Annotated in this window: 19 protein-coding genes, 2 tRNA genes and 3 rRNA genes; 18 read left to right on the top strand and 6 right to left on the bottom strand. The window is 42.9% G+C overall.

The window, feature by feature from the left end; all coding sequences use genetic code 11:
- Window positions 1–207 precede the first annotated feature (207 nt).
- From ACVC7Q_RS09500 to ACVC7Q_RS09480, 5 genes are all read left to right on the top strand, one after another.
- Window positions 208–1,755 (top strand): 16S ribosomal RNA (locus ACVC7Q_RS09500).
- A 53-nt stretch (window positions 1,756–1,808) separates the two neighbouring features.
- A tRNA-Ala gene (locus tag ACVC7Q_RS09495) sits at window positions 1,809–1,881 on the top strand.
- A 123-nt stretch (window positions 1,882–2,004) separates the two neighbouring features.
- A 23S ribosomal RNA gene (locus ACVC7Q_RS09490) occupies window positions 2,005–4,906 on the top strand.
- 79 nt (window positions 4,907–4,985) lie between these two features.
- Window positions 4,986–5,101 (top strand): 5S ribosomal RNA (gene rrf, locus ACVC7Q_RS09485).
- Together the 16S, 23S and 5S rRNA genes with 2 tRNA genes alongside form the textbook arrangement of a ribosomal RNA operon.
- A gap of 5 nt (window positions 5,102–5,106) precedes the next feature.
- Window positions 5,107–5,180 (top strand) — tRNA-Asn (locus tag ACVC7Q_RS09480).
- 299 nt (window positions 5,181–5,479) lie between these two features.
- On the opposite strand, the gene ACVC7Q_RS09475 is transcribed toward ACVC7Q_RS09480, so the two are convergent.
- Window positions 5,480–6,835, bottom strand: a complete 1,356-nt coding sequence (locus ACVC7Q_RS09475; protein WP_315376835.1) for an aspartate kinase — start codon at window positions 6,833–6,835, stop codon at window positions 5,480–5,482.
- Window positions 6,836–7,075: 240 nt separating this feature from the next.
- On the opposite strand from ACVC7Q_RS09475, the gene ACVC7Q_RS09470 reads away from it, so the two are divergent.
- The 13 genes from ACVC7Q_RS09470 (at window position 7,076) to ACVC7Q_RS09410 (ending at window position 17,744) form a co-directional block, all read left to right on the top strand.
- Window positions 7,076–7,867: an enoyl-CoA hydratase gene (locus tag ACVC7Q_RS09470; RefSeq protein WP_070659612.1), complete on the top strand. Its 792-nt coding sequence runs from the start codon at window positions 7,076–7,078 to the stop codon at window positions 7,865–7,867.
- Window positions 7,868–7,963: 96 nt separating this feature from the next.
- Window positions 7,964–8,398, top strand: a complete 435-nt coding sequence (gene fabT / locus ACVC7Q_RS09465; RefSeq protein ID WP_009732277.1) for a fatty acid biosynthesis transcriptional regulator FabT — start codon at window positions 7,964–7,966, stop codon at window positions 8,396–8,398.
- Window positions 8,398–9,372: a beta-ketoacyl-ACP synthase III gene (locus ACVC7Q_RS09460; protein ID WP_447265669.1), complete on the top strand. Its 975-nt coding sequence runs from the start codon at window positions 8,398–8,400 to the stop codon at window positions 9,370–9,372. Before fabT ends, ACVC7Q_RS09460 begins: the two co-directional genes overlap by 1 nt.
- A 58-nt stretch (window positions 9,373–9,430) precedes the next feature.
- Window positions 9,431–9,655, top strand: coding sequence for an acyl carrier protein (locus ACVC7Q_RS09455; RefSeq protein WP_003003892.1), 225 nt, complete (start codon window positions 9,431–9,433; stop codon window positions 9,653–9,655).
- A gap of 114 nt (window positions 9,656–9,769) precedes the next feature.
- Complete coding sequence (fabK, locus tag ACVC7Q_RS09450; protein WP_447265668.1) at window positions 9,770–10,735, top strand: enoyl-[acyl-carrier-protein] reductase FabK; 966 nt, start codon at window positions 9,770–9,772, stop codon at window positions 10,733–10,735.
- A gap of 22 nt (window positions 10,736–10,757) precedes the next feature.
- A complete protein-coding gene (fabD, locus tag ACVC7Q_RS09445; RefSeq protein ID WP_447265667.1) occupies window positions 10,758–11,678 on the top strand; it encodes an ACP S-malonyltransferase in 921 nt (306 codons plus the stop codon).
- Window positions 11,679–11,690: 12 nt separating this feature from the next.
- On the top strand, window positions 11,691–12,425 hold the full coding sequence (gene fabG, locus ACVC7Q_RS09440; RefSeq protein ID WP_049490990.1) for a 3-oxoacyl-[acyl-carrier-protein] reductase: 735 nt from the start codon (window positions 11,691–11,693) through the stop codon (window positions 12,423–12,425).
- 61 nt (window positions 12,426–12,486) lie between these two features.
- A complete protein-coding gene (gene fabF, locus ACVC7Q_RS09435) occupies window positions 12,487–13,719 on the top strand; it encodes a beta-ketoacyl-ACP synthase II (protein ID WP_447265666.1) in 1,233 nt (410 codons plus the stop codon).
- Window positions 13,720–13,722: 3 nt separating this feature from the next.
- Window positions 13,723–14,211 (top strand): acetyl-CoA carboxylase biotin carboxyl carrier protein, encoded by a 489-nt coding sequence (gene accB / locus ACVC7Q_RS09430; protein WP_447265665.1) that lies wholly within the window; start codon window positions 13,723–13,725, stop codon window positions 14,209–14,211.
- A complete protein-coding gene (gene fabZ, locus ACVC7Q_RS09425) occupies window positions 14,208–14,633 on the top strand; it encodes a 3-hydroxyacyl-ACP dehydratase FabZ (protein ID WP_003004019.1) in 426 nt (141 codons plus the stop codon). The genes accB and fabZ overlap by 4 nt, the downstream gene beginning before the upstream one ends.
- 13 nt (window positions 14,634–14,646) lie before the next feature.
- Window positions 14,647–16,011 (top strand): acetyl-CoA carboxylase biotin carboxylase subunit, encoded by a 1,365-nt coding sequence (locus ACVC7Q_RS09420; RefSeq protein ID WP_049499918.1) that lies wholly within the window; start codon window positions 14,647–14,649, stop codon window positions 16,009–16,011.
- A 103-nt stretch (window positions 16,012–16,114) separates the two neighbouring features.
- A complete protein-coding gene (gene accD, locus ACVC7Q_RS09415; protein WP_447265664.1) occupies window positions 16,115–16,981 on the top strand; it encodes an acetyl-CoA carboxylase, carboxyltransferase subunit beta in 867 nt (288 codons plus the stop codon).
- A complete protein-coding gene (locus ACVC7Q_RS09410; protein ID WP_447265663.1) occupies window positions 16,974–17,744 on the top strand; it encodes an acetyl-CoA carboxylase carboxyl transferase subunit alpha in 771 nt (256 codons plus the stop codon). The genes accD and ACVC7Q_RS09410 overlap by 8 nt, the downstream gene beginning before the upstream one ends.
- A gap of 42 nt (window positions 17,745–17,786) precedes the next feature.
- Here the strand turns inward: ACVC7Q_RS09410 and serS are convergent, their stop codons facing one another.
- From serS to ACVC7Q_RS09385, 5 genes are all read right to left on the bottom strand, one after another.
- Window positions 17,787–19,064, bottom strand: a complete 1,278-nt coding sequence (gene serS / locus ACVC7Q_RS09405) for a serine--tRNA ligase (protein WP_003018473.1) — start codon at window positions 19,062–19,064, stop codon at window positions 17,787–17,789.
- A 219-nt stretch (window positions 19,065–19,283) separates the two neighbouring features.
- A complete protein-coding gene (locus ACVC7Q_RS09400) occupies window positions 19,284–19,652 on the bottom strand; it encodes a DUF956 family protein (protein ID WP_003010437.1) in 369 nt (122 codons plus the stop codon).
- Between the two features lie 80 nt (window positions 19,653–19,732).
- Entirely contained in the window at window positions 19,733–20,644 is a 912-nt protein-coding gene (locus tag ACVC7Q_RS09395; RefSeq protein ID WP_447265662.1) for a PTS system mannose/fructose/sorbose family transporter subunit IID, read from the bottom strand.
- An 18-nt stretch (window positions 20,645–20,662) separates the two neighbouring features.
- Complete coding sequence (locus tag ACVC7Q_RS09390; protein WP_447265661.1) at window positions 20,663–21,466, bottom strand: PTS mannose/fructose/sorbose transporter subunit IIC; 804 nt, start codon at window positions 21,464–21,466, stop codon at window positions 20,663–20,665.
- A 27-nt stretch (window positions 21,467–21,493) separates the two neighbouring features.
- Window positions 21,494–22,483, bottom strand: coding sequence for a PTS sugar transporter subunit IIB (locus ACVC7Q_RS09385; RefSeq protein WP_447265660.1), 990 nt, complete (start codon window positions 22,481–22,483; stop codon window positions 21,494–21,496).
- Between the last annotated feature and the right edge of the window lie 58 nt (window positions 22,484–22,541).

Below are 22,541 nucleotides of genomic sequence, written 5' to 3'. Positions count from 1 at the left end.
AAAAAATAAAATTTTTTGAAAAAAAGTGTTGACAGTAAGTCCAGGTCATGATATACTAATATAGTTGTCGCGAGAGAGCGACAAAGACCTTTGAAAACTGAACAAGACGAACCAATGTGCAGGGCACTATAACGGAAGTTATAGTAACTGAACAATAAAAAACAATAAATCTGTCAGTGACAGAATGAGTTTAAGACAAACAATTATTTTAATGAGAGTTTGATCCTGGCTCAGGATGAACGCTGGCGGCGTGCCTAATACATGCAAGTAGAACGCTGAAGCTTGGTGCTTGCACCGAGCGGATGAGTTGCGAACGGGTGAGTAACGCGTAGGTAACCTGCCTGGTAGCGGGGGATAACTATTGGAAACGATAGCTAATACCGCATAACAGTAGATGTTGCATGACATCTGCTTGAAAGGGGCAAATGCTTCACTACCAGATGGACCTGCGTTGTATTAGCTAGTTGGTGAGGTAACGGCTCACCAAGGCGACGATACATAGCCGACCTGAGAGGGTGATCGGCCACACTGGGACTGAGACACGGCCCAGACTCCTACGGGAGGCAGCAGTAGGGAATCTTCGGCAATGGACGGAAGTCTGACCGAGCAACGCCGCGTGAGTGAAGAAGGTTTTCGGATCGTAAAGCTCTGTTGTAAGAGAAGAACGAGTGTGAGAGTGGAAAGTTCACACTGTGACGGTAACTTACCAGAAAGGGACGGCTAACTACGTGCCAGCAGCCGCGGTAATACGTAGGTCCCGAGCGTTATCCGGATTTATTGGGCGTAAAGCGAGCGCAGGCGGTTAGATAAGTCTGAAGTTAAAGGCTGTGGCTTAACCATAGTACGCTTTGGAAACTGTTTAACTTGAGTGCAGAAGGGGAGAGTGGAATTCCATGTGTAGCGGTGAAATGCGTAGATATATGGAGGAACACCGGTGGCGAAAGCGGCTCTCTGGTCTGTAACTGACGCTGAGGCTCGAAAGCGTGGGGAGCAAACAGGATTAGATACCCTGGTAGTCCACGCCGTAAACGATGAGTGCTAGGTGTTGGGTCCTTTCCGGGACTCAGTGCCGCAGCTAACGCATTAAGCACTCCGCCTGGGGAGTACGACCGCAAGGTTGAAACTCAAAGGAATTGACGGGGGCCCGCACAAGCGGTGGAGCATGTGGTTTAATTCGAAGCAACGCGAAGAACCTTACCAGGTCTTGACATCCCTCTGACCGCTCTAGAGATAGAGCTTTCCTTCGGGACAGAGGTGACAGGTGGTGCATGGTTGTCGTCAGCTCGTGTCGTGAGATGTTGGGTTAAGTCCCGCAACGAGCGCAACCCCTATTGTTAGTTGCCATCATTCAGTTGGGCACTCTAGCGAGACTGCCGGTAATAAACCGGAGGAAGGTGGGGATGACGTCAAATCATCATGCCCCTTATGACCTGGGCTACACACGTGCTACAATGGCTGGTACAACGAGTCGCGAGTCGGTGACGGCAAGCTAATCTCTTAAAGCCAGTCTCAGTTCGGATTGTAGGCTGCAACTCGCCTACATGAAGTCGGAATCGCTAGTAATCGCGGATCAGCACGCCGCGGTGAATACGTTCCCGGGCCTTGTACACACCGCCCGTCACACCACGAGAGTTTGTAACACCCGAAGTCGGTGAGGTAACCATTTGGAGCCAGCCGCCTAAGGTGGGATAGATGATTGGGGTGAAGTCGTAACAAGGTAGCCGTATCGGAAGGTGCGGCTGGATCACCTCCTTTCTAAGGAAAAGGAAACCTGTACGTTGGTCTTGTTTAGTTTTGAGAGGTCTTGTGGGGCCTTAGCTCAGCTGGGAGAGCGCCTGCTTTGCACGCAGGAGGTCAGCGGTTCGATCCCGCTAGGCTCCATTAACACTTTAGTAGTGTTAAGTTTGAACATTGAAAATTGAATATCTATATCAAATAGTAACAAGAAAATAAACCGAAACGCTGTAAATATTTAAAGAGTTTAGGTCGCAAGACCAAAAATAAGGTTAAGTTAATAAGGGCGCACGGTGGATGCCTTGGCACTAGAAGCCGAAGAAGGACGTGACAAACGACGAAATGCTTTGGGGAGCTGTAAGTAAGCGACGATCCAGAGATGTCCGAATGGGGGAACCCACTAGCTAATGGCTAGTACTCCTATCTGTTAAGGATAGGTAGAGGAAGACGCAGTGAACTGAAACATCTAAGTAGCTGCAGGAAGAGAAAGCAAAAGCGATTGCCTGAGTAGCGGCGAGCGAAACGGCAGGAGGGCAAACCGAAGAGTTTACTCTTCGGGGTTGTAGGACTGCAATGTGGACTTAAAGAGTATAGAAGAATGACATGGGAAGGTCAGCCAAAGAGAGTAAGAGCCTCGTATTCGAAATAGTCTTTATACCTAGCAGTATCCTGAGTACGGCGGGACACGAGAAATCCCGTCGGAATCTGGGAGGACCATCTCCCAACCCTAAATACTCTCTAGTGACCGATAGTGAACCAGTACCGTGAGGGAAAGGTGAAAAGCACCCCGGGAGGGGAGTGAAATAGAACCTGAAACCGTGTGCCTACAACAAGTTCGAGCCCGTTAATGGGTGAGAGCGTGCCTTTTGTAGAATGAACCGGCGAGTTACGATATGATGCGAGGTTAAGTTGAAGAGACGGAGCCGCAGGGAAACCGAGTCTGAATAGGGCGCATTAGTATTATGTCGTAGACCCGAAACCATGTGACCTACCCATGAGCAGGTTGAAGGTGAGGTAAAACTCACTGGAGGACCGAACCAGGGCACGTTGAAAAGTGCTTGGATGACTTGTGGGTAGCGGAGAAATTCCAAACGAACTTGGAGATAGCTGGTTCTCTCCGAAATAGCTTTAGGGCTAGCGTCGACATTAGAGATTCTTGGAGGTAGAGCACTGTTTGGGTGAGGGGTCCATCCCGGATTACCAATCTCAGATAAACTCCGAATGCCAATGAATTATGGTCGGCAGTCAGACTGCGAGTGCTAAGATCCGTAGTCGAAAGGGAAACAGCCCAGACCACCAGCTAAGGTCCCAAAATAATTGTTAAGTGGAAAAGGATGTGGGGTTGCACAGACAACTAGGATGTTAGCTTAGAAGCAGCTATTCATTCAAAGAGTGCGTAATAGCTCACTAGTCGAGTGACCCTGCGCCGAAAATGTACCGGGGCTAAAACAATTTACCGAAGCTGTGGATACCTTTATAGGTATGGTAGGAGAGCGTTCTATGTGTGGAGAAGGTGTACCGTGAGGAGCGCTGGAACGCATAGAAGTGAGAATGCCGGTATGAGTAGCGAAAGACAGGTGAGAATCCTGTCCACCGTAAGACTAAGGTTTCCAGGGGAAGGCTCGTCCGCCCTGGGTTAGTCGGGACCTAAGGAGAGACCGAAAGGTGTATCCGATGGACAACAGGTTGATATTCCTGTACTAGAGTATGTAGTGAAGGAGGGACGCAGTAGGCTAACTAAAGCGTGCGACTGGAAGTGCACGTCTAAGCAGTGAGGTGTGAATTGAGTTAAATGCTTAGTTCTATAACATTGAGCTGTGATGGGGAGCGAAGTTTAGTAGCGAAGTTAGTGACGTCACACTGCCAAGAAAAGCTTCTAGCGTTTAAACATACTCTACCCGTACCGCAAACCGACACAGGTAGTCGAGGCGAGTAGCCTCAGGTGAGCGAGAGAACTCTCGTTAAGGAACTCGGCAAAATGACCCCGTAACTTCGGGAGAAGGGGTGCTGACTTTATGTCAGCCGCAGTGAATAGGCCCAAGCAACTGTTTATCAAAAACACAGCTCTCTGCTAAATCGTAAGATGATGTATAGGGGGTGACGCCTGCCCGGTGCTGGAAGGTTAAGAGGAGTGCTTAGCGTAAGCGAAGGTATGAATTGAAGCCCCAGTAAACGGCGGCCGTAACTATAACGGTCCTAAGGTAGCGAAATTCCTTGTCGGGTAAGTTCCGACCCGCACGAAAGGCGTAATGATTTGGGCACTGTCTCAACGAGAGACTCGGTGAAATTTTAGTACCTGTGAAGATGCAGGTTACCCGCGACAGGACGGAAAGACCCCATGGAGCTTTACTGCAGTTTGATATTGAGTGTCTGTGCCACATGTACAGGATAGGTAGGAGCCATAGAGATCGGGACGCCAGTTTCGATGGAGGCGTTGTTGGGATACTACCCTTGTGTTATGGCCACTCTAACCCGGTAGGTTAATCATCTACGGAGACAGTGTCTGACGGGCAGTTTGACTGGGGCGGTCGCCTCCTAAAAGGTAACGGAGGCGCCCAAAGGTTCCCTCAGAATGGTTGGAAATCATTCGCAGAGTGTAAAGGTATAAGGGAGCTTGACTGCGAGAGCTACAACTCGAGCAGGGACGAAAGTCGGGCTTAGTGATCCGGTGGTTCCGTATGGAAGGGCCATCGCTCAACGGATAAAAGCTACCCTGGGGATAACAGGCTTATCTCCCCCAAGAGTTCACATCGACGGGGAGGTTTGGCACCTCGATGTCGGCTCGTCGCATCCTGGGGCTGTAGTCGGTCCCAAGGGTTGGGCTGTTCGCCCATTAAAGCGGCACGCGAGCTGGGTTCAGAACGTCGTGAGACAGTTCGGTCCCTATCCGTCGCGGGCGTAGGAAATTTGAGAGGATCTGCTCCTAGTACGAGAGGACCAGAGTGGACTTACCGCTGGTGTACCAGTTGTCTCGCCAGAGGCATCGCTGGGTAGCTATGTAGGGAAGGGATAAACGCTGAAAGCATCTAAGTGTGAAACCCACCTCAAGATGAGATTTCCCATGATTTTATATCAGTAAGAGCCCTGAGAGAAGATCAGGTAGATAGGTTAGGAGTGGAAGTTGTGTGAGCAATGGAGCGGACTAATACTAATAGCTCGAGGACTTATCCAAAGAGTCAGAAGATATTGACAACGTGAGTTTAACTTGTTAGAATATAGATATTCAATTTTGAATGTTTAAACATTCAGAGTTAAGTGACGATAGCCTAGGAGATACACCTGTACCCATGCCGAACACAGCAGTTAAGCCCTAGAACGCCGGAAGTAGTTGGGGGTTGCCCCCTGTGAGATAAGGTAGTCGCTTAGCTTTTTTCCGCCATAGCTCAGTTGGTAGTAGCGCATGACTGTTAATCATGATGTCGTAGGTTCGAGTCCTACTGGCGGAGTATAGGAATTAGACCAGTGGGCTGGTCTTTTTTATTTTCATTTTTTTCAAAACCTAGAATGTCTGTTTTGTTCTGCCAAGTGAAGTCACAATATCTGAAAATTTTAGGTTTTCTTGATAGTATGCCTCTATCATTACAAGCTAGTTTGTGGTAAGATGAGTATGGGTCATTTATGTTAGTTCCTTTCAGACAAATGTGTTGTTTATCTGAGCCTAACATAAATAGCTTTTTTTGTCTTGCTTAATTTTACAAATTGGGAAATATAAAAGCTCCGTTATAAAAACGGAGCTTTTATACTTTTAGTTATTTGGGAAAAATGCATTATATAAGGCTTTAATGGCTTTTTCTTCTTGATCTTTACTTACAACGAACATAATAGATACCTCACTAGATCCTTGTGAGATCATTTGAATATTAATTTCATTTTCTGACAGTGCCTTAGCTGCAGTTGCGGTAACCCCTACTTGGCTCTTCATTTTTTCACCAACAATCATAATGATTGAAAGATCATGTTCAATTTCAGCTGTGTCAACTTCGAGCTTTTGTGTTAATTGTTTCAGAATTTCTTGTTCTTTGATCGGAGTCAGTTCACGTGAACGCAAAATGATAGACAAGTCATCGATTCCAGTTGGCATATGTTCCCAACTAATATTGAGATCTTCTAAAATTTGAAGGACTTTTCGACCAAAACCGACCTCGCGGTTCATGAGGTATTTGGTAGTGTTGATACTAACGAATCCTGAATCACCTGCAATCCCTACAACAGTCACATGATCATTTGAATGTTCCAAAACAATTCGGGTTCCTGGGTGGTCAGGATTATTTGTATTTTTAATGACTAATGGAATTTTACCTCTGTATGCTGGAACGAGTGCTTCATCATGTAAGACTGAAAAACCTGCATAGGCTAATTCACGCATTTCCTTGTAAGTTAATTCTGGAATTGAATGTGGGTGTTTAATAATACCTGGATGTGCTGCAAAGATACCATTTACGTCTGTAAAGTTTTCGTATAAGTCTGCTTTCACGCCAGCTGCAATGATAGATCCTGTAATGTCAGATCCACCACGAGAAAATGTACAAATGTCCCCATCTTGGGTAACACCAAAGAACCCTGGAATGACAATTACTTCACTTGCATCTTTTAGTTCTTCAATTTTATCGTAACTAGAAGGTAAAATACGAGCGTTGGAAGGTTCTGCGGTGACTGTGATTCCTGCTTCTTTTGGATGGATATATTTTGCTTCTAATCCATTTTGATTGAAATAGGCAGCTATGAGTTTAGCGTTGTTATTTTCACCGGCTGCCAAAAATGCATCGTATGTAAATGGATTTCCTTTTTTAGGCAAATTTGTTAGATCATAGATATCTTCAGCAATTTCTTGAATGATAGAATCTTTGAGACCCAATTCTTCTGTAATGGCACGATAACGCTCAATAATCCACTGTTGTGTTTGCGTAACATCTTTATCTGAAGTGAATTCTTTATAATAACGGATCAGTGCATCTGTTACTTTTGTATCTTCTGCATTTCGCTTACCAGGAGCTGATACAACTACAAATCTTCTTTCTGGATCATCTTTAATGATATTAAGAACTTTTTTTAATTGTGGAGCTGATGCTAGTGAACTTCCACCGAATTTAGTTACTTTCATATTTTCTCCTTAATAGTTTCATTAGTACATTATACCAAACTTCAGTTGTTGATACAATGTATTTATAAATAGGGCATAGAATAGGTGGATCTTATGAGGCTAGAAATTGTCATGATTCAAATTTTACAATTTTGTTACATCTTATAGATATATTTTACTATCTTTATTTTTTATGGTATGATATGTTATAATTAAAAAGTTTTAATATCAAAATATTTTATATTTAAATAAAAGGAGTCTGTGATGTTTGAAACAATTTTGTATTCTGTCGAAAACGATCTCGCGTCAATTTCTTTAAATCGTCCTGAAGTTTCTAATGGTTTTAATATTCCAATGTGTCAGGAAATTTTAGCTGCCTTGGAAGATGCAGAAAAAAATGAGGAAGTGAAATTCATTATTCTATCAGCAGAAGGGAAAATCTTTTCAGTTGGTGGAGATTTGAGTGAAATGAAACGCGCAGTCGATGCAGATGACATCGAGTCTCTTGTTTTAATTGCTGAATTAGTTAATACTATTTCTAAGAAAATTAAGCAATTACCTAAGCCGGTTATTATGGTAGCTGATGGAGCGGTCGCAGGAGCGGCGGCCAACATAGCAGTAGCTGTTGATTTTTGTATAATTAGTGATCGTACAAAATTTATCCAAGCCTTTGTTGGGGTTGGTTTAGCACCAGATGCGGGTGGGTTATTCTTATTAGGAAAAGCTATTGGTATGTCTCGGGCTACTCATTTAGTAATGACGGGTGAAGCTTTGACTGCAGAAAAAGCATTGGAGTATGGCCTAGCTTACCGCGTTTGTGAATCTGAAAAACTTGAGAAAACGGTTGATCAATTGCTTAAAAAATTAAGAAGAGGATCTTCAAATTCTTATGCTGCTATGAAAGAAATGGTTTGGGAAGCCTTCTTGAAAGAATGGGACCAATATGCGAATCTTGAATTAAATTTGCAAAAGAAACTAGCATTTACAGAAGATTTTAAAGAGGGGGTTATTGCCTACTCTGAAAAACGTCGGCCACAATTTAAAGGAAAATAAATTTGTATCTTTTCCATGTTTTGTGAAAAAAAGCTTGCAAATTATTTTCATTTTTGATAAAATTTGACTATCAAAGTAAAATTAGGAGGTGGAGTTTTGAATTACCAATTAGTTAATGACTATTTAACATCCATCTTTAATAATGTTTTGGTTATCGAGGAGACGAGCCTAAGAGCAAGTCGATTTAAAGATGTTTCTATTAAAGAAATGCATACGATCGACGTGATTGGTTCGACACCGAATGCAACCCCGAGTGATATTTCACGGGAGTTGATGGTGACTTTGGGGACTGTCACGACAAGTTTGAATAATCTTGAGCGCAAAGGGTATATCGAAAGAAGAAGATCTGAAGTTGATCGCCGGGTTGTACACTTGAGTTTAACAAAGAATGGTCGTCTACTTTATCGACTTCATCAGCAATTCCATAAACGGATGGTCAACCAAATTATTGGAGATATGAGCCCCGAAGAGAAGAAAGTGATGCAAAAAGGATTGCAAAATCTGTATCGCTTCTTGGAGGAAATTAAATAATGGTCTTTGCTAAAATTAGTCAAGTTGCTCATTATGTACCTGACCAAGTCGTATCGAATGATGATTTAGCTGAGATTATGGATACAAGTGATGAATGGATCAGTAGTCGGACAGGCATTCTTCGTCGTCACATTTCAAGAGATGAGACGACCAGTGATCTTGCAACAGTTGTCGCACAAAGATTATTAGCAAAAGCAAACTTAGACGCTGAAGAAATTGATTTTATCGTTGTCGCTACAATTACTCCAGACAGCTTAATGCCATCGACCGCAGCCCGGGTACAAGCTAATATTGGAGCTTCTCGAGCCTTTGCTTTTGACCTGACTGCAGCATGTAGCGGATTTGTATTTGCATTAGCCACTGCTGAAAAATACATTTCTTCAGGGATGTACCGGCGAGGGATTGTGATCGGTAGTGAAACGCTTTCAAAAGTATTAGACTGGTCAGATCGCTCTACTTCAGTACTTTTTGGAGATGGAGCTGGCGGTGTCTTGCTTGAAGCGAGCGATCAAAAATCGTTTTTGTCTGAAAATCTCTTTACGGATGGTAGCCGAGGTTCTAGTCTTGAATCTTGCTATTTGGGTCTGTCTTCTCCTTATTCAGAGGAAGTTACCGATCGAAGATATCTGACGATGGATGGACGGGCAGTTTTTGATTTTGCAATTCGTGATGTTACGAAAAGCATTCAAAAGATTATAGCAGACGCTTCTATGGAAGTAGAAGAGATTGACTATTTTCTTTTACATCAGGCGAATGACCGAATGTTAGATAAGATGTCAAAAAAACTGGGTGTCTCTAGAGAGAAGATCCCAGCAAATATGATGGAATATGGGAACACTAGTGCTGCTAGTATCCCCATTCTATTATCGGAGTGTGTCGAGAATCATCGAATCAAGATGGATGGAAGCCAAAAAATTCTTCTTACAGGATTCGGTGGAGGTTTGACATGGGGCACACTTCTTGTTACAATCTAGTTAAACATGTGGAAACACATTTTAAAAATTTATATATTATTTTTTAAGGAGGCCTGTCATGGCAGTATTTGAAAAAGTACAAGAAATTATCGTTGAAGAACTTGGTAAAGAACCATCAGAAGTAACTCTTGAATCTACATTCGAAGATTTAGAAGCTGATTCATTGGATTTGTTCCAAGTGATCTCTGAAATCGAAGATGCTTTTGATATCCAAATCGAAACTGAAGAAGGATTGTCTACAGTTGGTGATCTTGTCGCTTACGTAGAAGAAAAAACAAAATAATGATAGATGAGAGTATCGAAAGATATTCTCTCTTGTTTAGGTAATAGTTTGAGGCTCAAAGAAACAATCTTTCGAACTCAAACTATTACTTAAGCGAAAAAAGAGGTAGGTATAATGCAAACACGAATTACTGAACTATTGAATATTAAATATCCAATCTTCCAAGGTGGGATGGCATGGGTCGCTGATGGTGATTTGGCTGGAGCAGTATCAAATGCTGGAGGTCTTGGAATCATTGGTGGTGGGAACGCTCCAAAAGAAGTTGTAAAGGCTAACATCGATAAGGTGAAGTCTATTACAGATAAACCTTTTGGTGTAAATATCATGCTTTTGTCCCCATTTGCGGATGACATTGTTGACCTGGTGATTGAAGAAGGTGTAAAGGTTGTTACAACTGGTGCTGGAAATCCAGGGAAATACATGGATCGTTTCCATGAAGCAGGGATCACTGTAATTCCAGTGGTTCCGTCTGTTGCACTTGCAAAACGGATGGAAAAATTGGGCGCTGATGCAGTGATTGCAGAAGGAATGGAAGCTGGAGGTCACATTGGTAAATTGACGACCATGACCTTGGTTCGCCAAGTGGTTGAAGCTGTTTCTATTCCAGTAATTGGTGCTGGAGGAGTCGCTGATGGTGCCGGTGCTGCAGCTGTCTTTATGTTAGGTGCCGAAGCTGTTCAGGTGGGAACTCGTTTCGTGGTTGCAAAAGAATCCAATGCTCACCAAAACTTTAAGAATAAAATCTTGAAAGCCAAAGATATCGATACTGTAGTTTCTGCATCTGTTGTTGGACACCCTGTTCGTGCGATCAAAAATAAATTGGCTTCTGCCTATAACCAAGCTGAAAAAGATTTCTTGGCAGGTAAGAAGACTCAAGAAGAAATTGAAGAATTAGGAGCAGGAGCCCTTCGCAATGCTGTTGTTGATGGAGATGTTGACAATGGATCTGTAATGGCAGGCCAAATTGCTGGTCTTGTAAGCAAGGAAGAAACTTGTGCTGAAATTCTAGAAGATATCTATTATGGGGCAGCTAAAGTGATCAAAAGAGAAGCTGCTCGTTGGGCAAATGTAAAAGTCTAGTAACATCGAAAGGATTAGGATAGTGACAAAACGTGCGTTCTTATTTGCTGGTCAAGGGGCTCAGAAATTGGGCATGGCGAGCGATTTGTATGCGACTTATCCCGTTGTCAAAGAGACATTTGATACGGCTAATCGTATTCTCGGTTATGATTTACGTGAATTGATTGATTCTAACGAAGAAAAATTAAATCAGACACGCTATACTCAACCAGCTATTTTGACAACGTCAGTAGCCATTTATCGCCTTTTGGCAGAAAATAGTATCATTCCTGATATTGTTGCCGGCCTTTCTTTGGGGGAATACTCTGCCCTGGTTGCTGCTGAAGTTCTTTCATTTGAGGATGCAGTAGCTTTGGTTGCAAAACGTGGTGAATTCATGGAAACGGCGGCTCCTGCTGGAAGTGGGAAAATGGTAGCTGTTATGAATACTGATCCAAGTTTGATTGAAGAAATCTGTCAACAAGCATCTGAAAAGGGTGTAGTAACACCAGCTAACTACAATACGCCAGCCCAAATTGTGATTGGTGGTGAGGTTGCAGCTGTAGACTATGCTGTGGAACTATTGAAGGAGGCGGGTGCCAAACGTTTGATCCCTTTGAATGTTTCAGGCCCATTCCACACAGCTTTACTTAAATCAGCTAGTCAAAAATTGGCAGCTGAACTAGAAAAAGTGACATTCAATGACTTTGCGCTTCCTTTAGTTGGAAATACAGAAGCTGCTATCATGAAGTCAGAAGACGTAAAAGCACTTTTGGCTCGTCAGGTGATGGAACCTGTACGTTTTTATGATTCGATTGCCACTATCCAAGAATTTGGTGTAGATGAAGTGATTGAGATTGGTCCAGGAAAAGTCTTGTCAGGTTTCTTGAAGAAAATTGATAAAACTCTTCCAACTTATAACGTCGAAGATCAGGCTAGTCTAGATGCTCTTCTGAATGCTTAAAATGAGGTAAATATGGAACTTAAAAATAAAAATGTTTTTGTAACAGGTTCAACACGTGGAATTGGATTGGCGGTGGCTCATAAGTTTGCGAGTCTCGGTGCTAATATTGTCTTGAACGGCCGTTCAGAAATTTCAGAGGATTTATTAGCTCAGTTTGCTGATTATGGTGTGACTGTTGTTGGTATTTCTGGAGATATTTCAAATGGGGCAGATGCTCAGCGTATGGTGACTGAAGCAATTGAAAAGCTTGGAAGTGTTGATGTTTTGGTCAATAACGCTGGGATCACAAACGACAAGTTGATGTTGAAAATGACCGAAGAAGATTTTGAACGGGTCTTGAAAATCAACTTGACTGGTGCCTTTAATATGACTCAAGCTGTCTTAAAACCAATGTCTAAGGCTCGTCAAGGTGCCATTATCAACATGTCCTCTGTAGTAGGTCTTATGGGGAATATCGGTCAAGCAAACTATGCAGCTTCAAAGGCTGGTTTGATTGGGTTTACCAAATCAGTTGCGCGTGAAGTTGCAGCTCGTGGCGTTCGTGTGAATGCCATTGCACCTGGCTTTATCGAATCGGATATGACAGACGCTATTCCGGAGAAAATGAAAGATGCCATGCTAGCTCAAGTACCAATGAAACGAATTGGTCAAGCTGAAGAAGTAGCCGAAGTCGCGGCTTTCTTGGCGAGTCAAGAATATTTAACCGGCCAAACAATTGCCATTGATGGCGGAATGACTATGCAATAACGAATGGTCACTGATCGAAAATCACTTACTTAAATATCCATCCGACAAAAGGAGAATATATATGTCTACAAATCGTGTTGTTGTTACAGGTTACGGTGTAACCTCACCAATCGGTAATACACCAGAAGAATTTTGGAATAGCCTTCATGAAGGAAAAATTGGGATTAAACCCATTACGAAATTTGATGCTTCTGAAATTCCAGTCTTTAATGCTGGTGAAATTCAAGATTTCCCATTCGATAAATATTTCGTAAAGAAAGATCAAAATCGTATGGATACATACTCATTGTATGCAATCTATGCTGCGATGGAAGCTATTGAAAATTCAGGCTTGAATATGGAAGAAGAAGACCGCGATCGTGTAGGTGTGATTGTATCATCTGGTATCGGTGGTTTGCAAGAATTGGAAGACCAAATTATCCGGATGCATGAACGTGGGATGAAGAGAATCCAGCCAATGTTTATTCCAAAAGCTCTTTCAAACATGGGAGCTGGAAACATCGCGCTTAAGATTGGGGCTCAAGGGGTATGTAAATCAGTGACAACTGCTTGTGCTTCTGCCAATGATGCAATTGGTGAAGCTTTCCGTGAAATTAAATTTGGTATGCATGATGTTGTTTTGGCTGGTGGTGCTGAAGCTTCTATTACCAAGATTGGTATTGGTGGTTTTAATGCCCTTACAGCTCTTTCTACAACGGAAGACCCAGAACGTTCCTCTATTCCATTTGACAAAGACCGTAATGGTTTTGTAATGGGGGAAGGTGCAGGGGTTCTCGTGATCGAAAGCTTGGAACATGCCCAAAAACGTGGCGCTAACATTTTGGCTGAGATTGTTGGTTACGGTTCAAACTGTGATGCCTACCATATGACAACGCCAACACCAGACGGTTCAGGTGCTGCCAAAGCGATTAAATTGGCGATCAATGAAGCTGGTATTAAGCCTGAAGATGTCGATTATGTCAATGCACATGGTACATCTACACCTGCCAATGAAAAAGGTGAAAGTGGAGCTATCGTTTCTGTACTTGGTAAAGATGTTCCTGTATCATCTACTAAATCATTTACTGGTCACTTGCTTGGTGCTGCTGGTGCAGTTGAGGCAATTGCTACCATCGAAGCTATTCGTCATAGCTTTGTACCAAAAACGGCTGGTACCAAAGAATTGTCTGACTACATCGAAGCCAATGTTGTTTATGGTGAAGGCCAAGAAGCGGATATTCAGTACGCTATCTCAAACACCTTTGGTTTTGGAGGACACAATGCTGTTCTGGCCTTTAAACGTTGGGAGGGTTAATTCATGAATATTTCTGAAATCAAAGATTTGTTGGCTCAATTTGATGCGTCAACTTTGCGTGAATTCTCATATAAAAATAACGGCGAAGAATTGAATTTGAGTAAAAACCAAACTAGTGCAGTTGCGGCTACACCGGTAGCCCCTGCGGTTGAAGTGGTAGCGGCTCCTCAAACTCCTGCAGTATCCCCTGTTGTTGAAGCACCAGCAACTCCAGCTGTAGCGGCTGAAACAGTTGCTGCTCCAGCTCAAGAGGCTGAAGGTGATGTCGTTGAAAGTCCATTGGTTGGGGTGGCTTACTTGTCACCAGCTCCGGATAAACCAGCCTTCGTATCTGTAGGAGACAAGGTCACTAAGGGTCAAACACTCTTAATTATCGAAGCCATGAAAGTGATGAATGAAGTCCCAGCACCTAAAGATGGGGTAGTCACTGAAATTTTGGTAACGAATGAAGAAATGGTTGAATTTGGAAAAGGATTGGTTCGAATCAAATGACAATTGATATAAATGCTATTCGTGAGGCTTTGCCGCATCGTTACCCAATGCTTTTGGTGGATCGCGTTTTAGAAACAAGCGAAGATACGATTGTTGCCATTAAAAACGTGACAATTAATGAACCATTTTTTAATGGACATTTTCCACAGTATCCTGTTATGCCAGGTGTTCTCATCATGGAAGCTTTGGCACAAACAGCAGGTGTACTAGAGTTGTCAAAACCTGAAAATAAAGGGAAATTAGTCTTTTATGCAGGGATGGACAAGGTGAAGTTTAAAAAACAAGTCGTTCCAGGAGATCAACTGGTGATGACAGCTACTTTTGTCAAACGTCGTGGAACAATTGCTGTTGTTGAAGCGAAAGCAGAGGTAGATGGTAAGCTTGCAGCTTCAGGAACACTTACTTTTGCAATTGGAAATTAAGAGAGGCCTATCTATGTTTCGTAAGATCTTAATCGCCAATCGTGGTGAGATTGCAGTTCGCATTATTCGTGCAGCTCGTGAACTTGGCATCGAGACGGTTGCGGTGTATTCTACTGCTGATAAAGAAGCCTTGCATACCTTACTAGCGGATGAAGCAGTCTGTATTGGACCTGCTAAATCAACAGAATCTTATTTAAATATGAGTGCTGTCTTGTCTGCTGCTGTTTTAACAGGTGCAGAAGCCATCCATCCTGGTTTTGGATTTTTAAGTGAAAACTCAAAATTTGCAACCATGTGTGAGGAAGTAGGCATTAAATTTATCGGTCCATCTGCTAAAGTCATGGATATGATGGGGGATAAGATTAATGCTCGTAAACAGATGATCAAAGCAGGAGTACCTGTTATTCCTGGATCAGATGGTGAAGTGTATACTGCTGAAGAAGCCCTCGAGATTGCCGAACGCATCGGTTATCCTGTGATGTTGAAAGCATCTGCGGGAGGCGGTGGTAAAGGAATTCGGAAGGTTGAAAAACCAGAGGATCTGGTTGCTGCTTTTGAATCAGCGTCCTCAGAAGCCCAAGCTGCTTTTGGGAATGGTGCCATGTATATGGAGCGGGTGATTTATCCTGCACGCCACATTGAAGTACAAATTTTAGCGGATCAGCATGGACATGTCGTTCACTTAGGTGAACGTGATTGCTCTCTTCAACGGAACAATCAAAAAGTTCTAGAAGAATCCCCTTCGATTGCTATCGGGAAAACGCTTCGTAATCGTATTGGTTCTGCAGCTGTTCGTGCAGCTGAGTCAGTTGGATATGAGAATGCTGGAACGATTGAATTCTTGTATGATGAAGGCAAGGGTGAGTTCTACTTTATGGAAATGAATACCCGTGTGCAAGTAGAGCATCCTGTTACAGAATTTGTAACAGGAGTTGATATTGTTAAAGAACAGATTAAAATTGCAGCTGGACAAGAATTATCCGTTACTCAAGAGGATATTGTCTTTAAAGGCCATGCGATTGAATGCCGGATCAATGCGGAAAATCCTTCCTTTAACTTTGCACCAAGCCCAGGTAAGATCACGAATCTTTATCTTCCAAGTGGTGGGGTTGGCTTGCGTGTGGATTCTGCTGTGTATCCTGGTTATACGATTCCACCATACTATGATAGTATGATTGCTAAGATCATTGTCCATGGTGAAAATCGCTTTGATGCACTGATGAAAATGCAGAGAGCTCTTTATGAGTTGGAAATCGATGGTGTCACAACCAATAGCAGTTTCCAGTTGGATTTGATTTCAGATTCACATGTGATCGCTGGTGATTATGATACTGCATTTTTGATGGAACAATTCCTTCCAAATTATAATAAGGAATGATGAAAAAGCCTGGACTTGTGAGGGAAGTATGAACATCATCCTCACAGTTGCAGGCTTTTATAGTAATGCTATAGATGCTGTAGCATATTATAAGGAGTAAGTAATGGCATTATTTTCTAAAAAAGATAAATATATTCGGATCAATCCGAATAGGTCAGCCTGGAAGGAACCTCAGACAAAACCTGAAGTACCTGATGAACTATTTTCACAATGCCCAGGTTGTAAACATACCATTTACCAAAAAGATTTAGGTAGTGAACGGGTATGCCCGAATTGTGGCTATACCTTCCGTATTTCTGCTAAAGAACGCTTGGCGCTGACAGTGGATCCGGCTAGCTTTGAAGAAATGTTTACAGGAATCGAAACAACAGACCCTTTGAATTTTCCTAATTATAAGAAGAAACTAGCAGCAGTGCGGGAAATGACAGGGCTGGATGAAGCTGTGCTGACTGGAACTGCCTTGATTAAAGGGCAAAAAGTTGCTCTTGGGATCATGGATTCCAACTTTATCATGGCTTCAATGGGTTCTGTAGTAGGCGAAAAAATTACTCGTTTATTTGAATTTGCGACAAAAGAAAAATTGCCAGTTGTTCTCTTTACCGCTTCCGGTGGCGCTCGGATGCAAGAAGGTATCGTGAGTTTGATGCAAATGGCAAAAATTTCTGCGGCTGTTCAACGTCATTCTAAAGAAAAACTATTTTATTTGACGGTATTGACAGATCCAACAACCGGTGGGGTGACGGCTTCATTTGCTATGGAAGGTGATATTATCATGGCAGAGAGTCAAGCCTTGGTTGGGTTTGCCGGTCGGCGCGTGATCGAGTCTACTGTACGGGAACAATTACCAGATGATTTCCAAAAAGCAGAATTTCTACAAGAACATGGATTTGTTGACTTGATCGTGGAGAGAAGCCAAATCCGAGCAACAGTAGGACAATTATTGGCCCTTCATGGAGGTGAACATGAGTAAAATAACACAGATTATAAAAGAGGCACGTGATCAAGGAAGATTGACTGCGCTTGATTTTGCTCAAGGAATCTTTGATGATTTCATCGAATTACATGGAGATCGAAACTTCCGTGATGATGGTGCAGTGATTGGTGGGATTGGACGCTTAGGTGATCAAACCGTTACAGTCGTCGGGATCCAAAAAGGGAAAAATCTTCAGGATAACCTAAAGCGTAATTTTGGGCAACCCCATCCAGAAGGTTATCGAAAAGCTTTGCGCCTCATGAAGCAAGCGGAGAAGTTTGACCGTCCAGTTGTGACCTTTATCAATACAGCGGGTGCTTATCCTGGTGTTGGTGCCGAGGAACGAGGACAAGGTGAAGCCATTGCCCGCAACCTCATGGAAATGAGTGATTTAAAAGTTCCAATTATCGCGATTATCATCGGAGAAGGTGGCTCTGGTGGTGCCTTGGCTCTGTCTGTAGCAGATAAGGTCTGGATGCTAGAAAACTCCATCTATGCAGTCTTGAGTCCAGAAGGTTTTGCCTCTATTCTTTGGAAAGATGGAAGCCGTGCCATGGAAGCAGCAGAGTTGATGAAGATTACTTCTCACGAGTTGTTAAATATGGACATTGTTGATAAGGTGATTCCAGAGCATGGATTTTCAAATGGTGAACTACTGGCTCAAGTGAAGAAGGAATTACAGGAAGAGTTAAAGGTTTTACAAGCCTTATCTCTGGAGGATCTTTTAGAGCAACGCTACCAACGTTTTCGTAAATATTAAAAAACTGAGCTTGCAATTTGCAAGACTCAGTTTTTTTAAACTTTATTTTGGTGCGATGACTTCAGCTCCACCCATGTATGGACGGAGGACTTCTGGAATAGTCACAGAACCATCTTCGTTTTGATAGTTTTCAAGAATAGCAGCAACGGTACGTCCAACAGCCAACCCAGAACCGTTTAAAGTGTGAAGGAGTTTTACCTTGCCATCTGCTTCATCACGGTAGCGGATTTGCGCACGGCGAGCTTGGAAATCTTCTGTATTGGAACAGCTTGAGATTTCACGGTAGGTGTTTTGCGCTGGGATCCATACTTCCAAGTCATAAGTCTTGGCAGCTGAGAAGCCCATGTCTCCAGTTGAGAGAGCTACCACTCGGTATGGAAGGTTCAGTTTTTGAAGGATATTTTCAGCATTAACAACCATTTTTTCCAATTCATCGTATGATTCTTCTGGCTTAGCAAATTTCACCATTTCAACCTTATGGAATTGGTGCAACCGGATCAAACCACGAGTATCGCGACCAGCAGAACCAGCTTCTGAACGGAAAGATGGACTCATAGCAGTGAAGTAGATTGGAAGATCTTTCCCATCAAGAATTTCATCGCGGTAGTAGTTCGTCAAAGGAACTTCAGCAGTTGGAATGAGGACATAATTAGTATCGCTAAGTTCAAAAGTATCTTCCTTGAATTTTGGATACTGTCCAGTACCAAACATAGAATCATGGTTAACCATGTAAGGAGGGATGACTTCAGTGTAGCCTTCCTTGCCATGTTCGTCCAACATGAAGTTGTAGATAGCGCGTTCTAAGCGAGCTCCAAGTCCTTTGTAGAAGAGGAAACGAGCACCAGTGACTTTAGCACCGCGTTCCCAGTCAAGGATATCAAGGTCTTCTCCTAAATCCCAGTGAGCTTTTGGTTCAAAGCCAAATTCGCGAGGTGTTCCCCAACGGCGAACCTCAACGTTGTCATCCTCATCTGCTCCAACAGGGACACTGTCAGCAGGGATGTTTGGAAGAGTAGTGGTGAATTCAGTTAATTTCGCATCGATTTCAGCCAATTCTGTATCCAGGGCTTTGACTTCAGCAGAGAGGGTTTGCATAGCTGCGATCTTATCATCAGCATTTTCCTTGTTGCGTTTTGCTTGGGCGATTTCAGCAGATACCGTGTTGCGCTCTGCTTTGAGATTTTCTACTTTGACTAAGATGTCTCGACGTTTGGCATCGATTTCTTTCATTTCATTCAAAATAGCTGCGTCTACTCCACGAGTTGCTAATTTTTTAGCAACCGCATCAAAGTCTGTACGAATTCGTTTGATATCTAACATAAGAACTCCTTTATATGAAAAAGCACACCTGACAAAGTGTTGGAGTGGCAGAGCCACGGTTCCATCCAACTTCACAGGTGTGCACTTGATTCAATATTGTATTTTAACTAAACGGTAGAATTTCAATTAAGGTTTCTATCTGCTCACAGCAACCGCAGACTTTCTGAAAGAGCCTCTTAACTTACTTATCCGTTTGCGTCTATTATACAAGAAAAGATTCTATTTTGCAAATAGATTTTTAATTTTAGCCGTGATGGTTTGGATCAACGTAGGAAGCTTGACAATTTTATCATTTCCTAGATGTTCTCGAGCAATCTTTAAAATTTTTCCAGAGTCTTTTGAAGCAAAGAGAAATTTTGATTCTCTGGTATAGATTTCAAAATGGCGGCTAATTTTACGTCCGGATACATTGGCTCCGATTTGTTCGATTTCTTGCCAGGGAATTTGGATGTAGTCTTCTACATTTGCATCCGCATAAAATTCAAAAGCGGCATTCCCGACTAGGATTTTTCCAACCTTTCCCCCCACTCCCAGGTAAGAAACTCCTGTAGTATGGAATTCAACGGTTTTATTCAATGATTGGGCCATGAGATCCTCCTGTATTGCTGTTCATTCCATTATATCATAATAAAAAGAAGGCCGAAACCTTCTTTTTAGTTTATCTTTGCTTACATCAAGCCAGCAACGTGTGCTAATACACCGATTACAAAGAGGGCGATGATGATGGTGATTGGAGATACTTTTTTCTTCAACAACCACATACAAGCAAAAGTAAGAAGTAATCCCATCAAACCAGGAATCAATGAATCCAAGTTTTGTTGGAAAGTTGTAACTTTTTCAGGTGTTTGAGATAGGCCTGAACCAACTTGAGCGAAGGCTTCTTGAATTCCTTTGAAACCTTCAGGAAGTTTATCCCAGTGGATATAAGCTTTATCGTCTAATTTTACAGAAGAAACATTGAAGACGAATTTAATAGAAACCCAACGTTCTACCAAGACAGCGAGGATAAACATCCCAAGGATAGAAGCCCCTTTAGTGATGTCTTGCAAGATCCCACCAGACATATCTTTGGTAATTTCGGAACCTGCTTTGTAACCAAGTTCTTGCGTGTACCACAAGAAGGCCATACGAATCGCATTCCATGCGATAAAGAAGATGATTGGACCAAGGATATTACCAGACGCAGCAAGTGATGCACCAAGGGCACCAAGGATAGGACGTACTGTAAACCAGAAGACTGGATCTCCGATACCTGCCAAAGGACCCATCATCCCAATTTTAACCCCTTGGATGGCAGCATCGTCAATAGCAGCACCGTTTGCTCTTTCTTCTTCAAGAGCAAGGGTTACCCCGATGATAGGAGCGGCAACGTATGGGTGAGTGTTAAAGAATTCCATGTGACGCTCAAGAGCAGCCGCTTGGTCTTCTTTCTTCGTGTAGAGTTTTTTGATAGCTGGGATCAATGAGTAAGCCCAACCCAAGTTTTGCATCCGTTCATAGTTCCAAGAACCTTGCAAGAAGGTTGAACGCCACCAAACTTTTTGACGATCTGATTTAGATAATTGTAATTTTTCAGTCATGATAGTGTCACACCTTTCTTAATAGTCTTCGAGAATGTCGCCGATTGGATCGTTAGAAGTAGCGGCTCCGCCACCTCCATTGCCACCTTTCTTAGAAAGAGTAAGGTAGATCAAGGCAAGGGCAACACCAATTGCTCCAAGAGCGATCAAGGTCAATTGGCTAACAGCTGCAAGAGCAAAACCGATGGCAAAGAATGGCCATACTTCACGGCTAGCCATCATGTTGATAACCATGGCATAACCAACGGCTACAACCATACCACCACCGATTTGCATTCCATCAGCGAGCCATTTTGGCATTGCTTCAAGAGCAGTTTTGACAGTTTCAGCAGGAATCATCAACAAGAGGGCTGCAGGAATAGCGATACGAAGACCTTGAAGAAGAAGGGCCACAAAGTGAGCGCGTTCTACACCTTTGATATCACCTTTTTTAGCAGCAGCATCGGCAGTGTGGACCAAACCAACGGAAAGGGTACGGACGATCATGGTCAAGAAAAGACCAGCAACTGCAAGTGGAATAGCGACACCTTGAGCGACAGCGATTCCTTTTGCACTGAAGTCTCCCCCAAGTACCATGATGATGGCAGCAGCGACAGCTGCAAGAGCAGCATCGGGTGCAACTGCGGCACCAATGTTTGCCCAGCCAAGTGCAATAAATTGAAGTGAACCACCAAGCATAACGCCAGCAGTCAGGTTACCGGTTACCAAACCGATTAAGGTACAAGCAACAAGTGGTTGGTGGAATTGGAATTGGTCAAGGATACCTTCAAGACCTGCTAAGAAGGCAACAACGACCACTAATACCATAGAAATAATAGACATGTTTAAAATCCTTTCGTAAGTAATCGATTATTGAACGTTGGCTTTGTTAATTAAGTCAAACAAATCTTTCTTAGAGTCATTTGGCACTTTACGGACGTCAAATTCTACTCCAAGATCACGCATTTTTTCAAATGTAGCCACATCCTCTTTATCCATTGATAACACATTGTTAACCATGGTTTTACCAGTTGAGTGGGCCATTGAACCAACGTTCAAGGTTTTAATCGGAACACCACCTTCGATGGCGCGAAGAGCATCTTGAGGTGTTTCAAATAAGATCAAAGCATGGGTATTTCCAAAACGTGGATCTTTTGCAACGTCGATCAATTTTTGAATTGGGACAACGTTTGCTTTCACACCATTTGGTGCCGCTTGTTTGATCAATTCCTTACGGAGTTCATCTTTGGCAACAGAATCTGAAGCAACAATGATCCGATCGGCTTTTGAATCGGGTGTCCAAGCAGTTGCGACTTGTCCATGAAGCAGACGTGTGTCTAAGCGGGCAAGATTAATCTTGAGTTTTCCATCTCCGATAACCGTTCCTTCTGGAATAGCAGCTTGGGCCACAGGAGCATCAGCGGCTGTACTAGCTTCTTCGACAGGATTCAAATCTTCTGGAAGAGCTTTGACACCGTCTTTTGCTTCCTTGATGATGTTTGCAGCGACTTTATCAACGCCGGCATTTGCGTCCATCAAACGCTCTGTATAAGCTTGAATCAACATCGGAAGGTTCAATCCTGTGATGATCGCAAATTTACGATCTGGATTTTCTCCCATGACGCGACTCGCCTGGTTAAATGGAGAACCACTCCAAAGGTCAGCCAAAACCAAGACTTCATCTTCTGCATCAAATGCAGCAACAGCCGCATTGAATTTAGCATAGAGATCATCCGGGCCTTCGCTTGGCATGAACGTAACCACTTGAACTTTCTCTTGATCCCCAAAGATCATCGAGCCGGATTGGTGGATTCCAGCTGCAAATTCACCGTGGCTAGCAATAATGATACCAATACTCATTATTGACATTCCTCCTTATAAAATTTGTTTGACTTTCAGTTTAAGAAAACTTTAAGCT

The organism is Streptococcus sp. W151 (genome assembly GCF_053010205.1).
The sequence above is the reverse complement of the archived record's forward strand: the minus strand, read 5'-3'. Positions and strand labels throughout refer to the sequence as shown.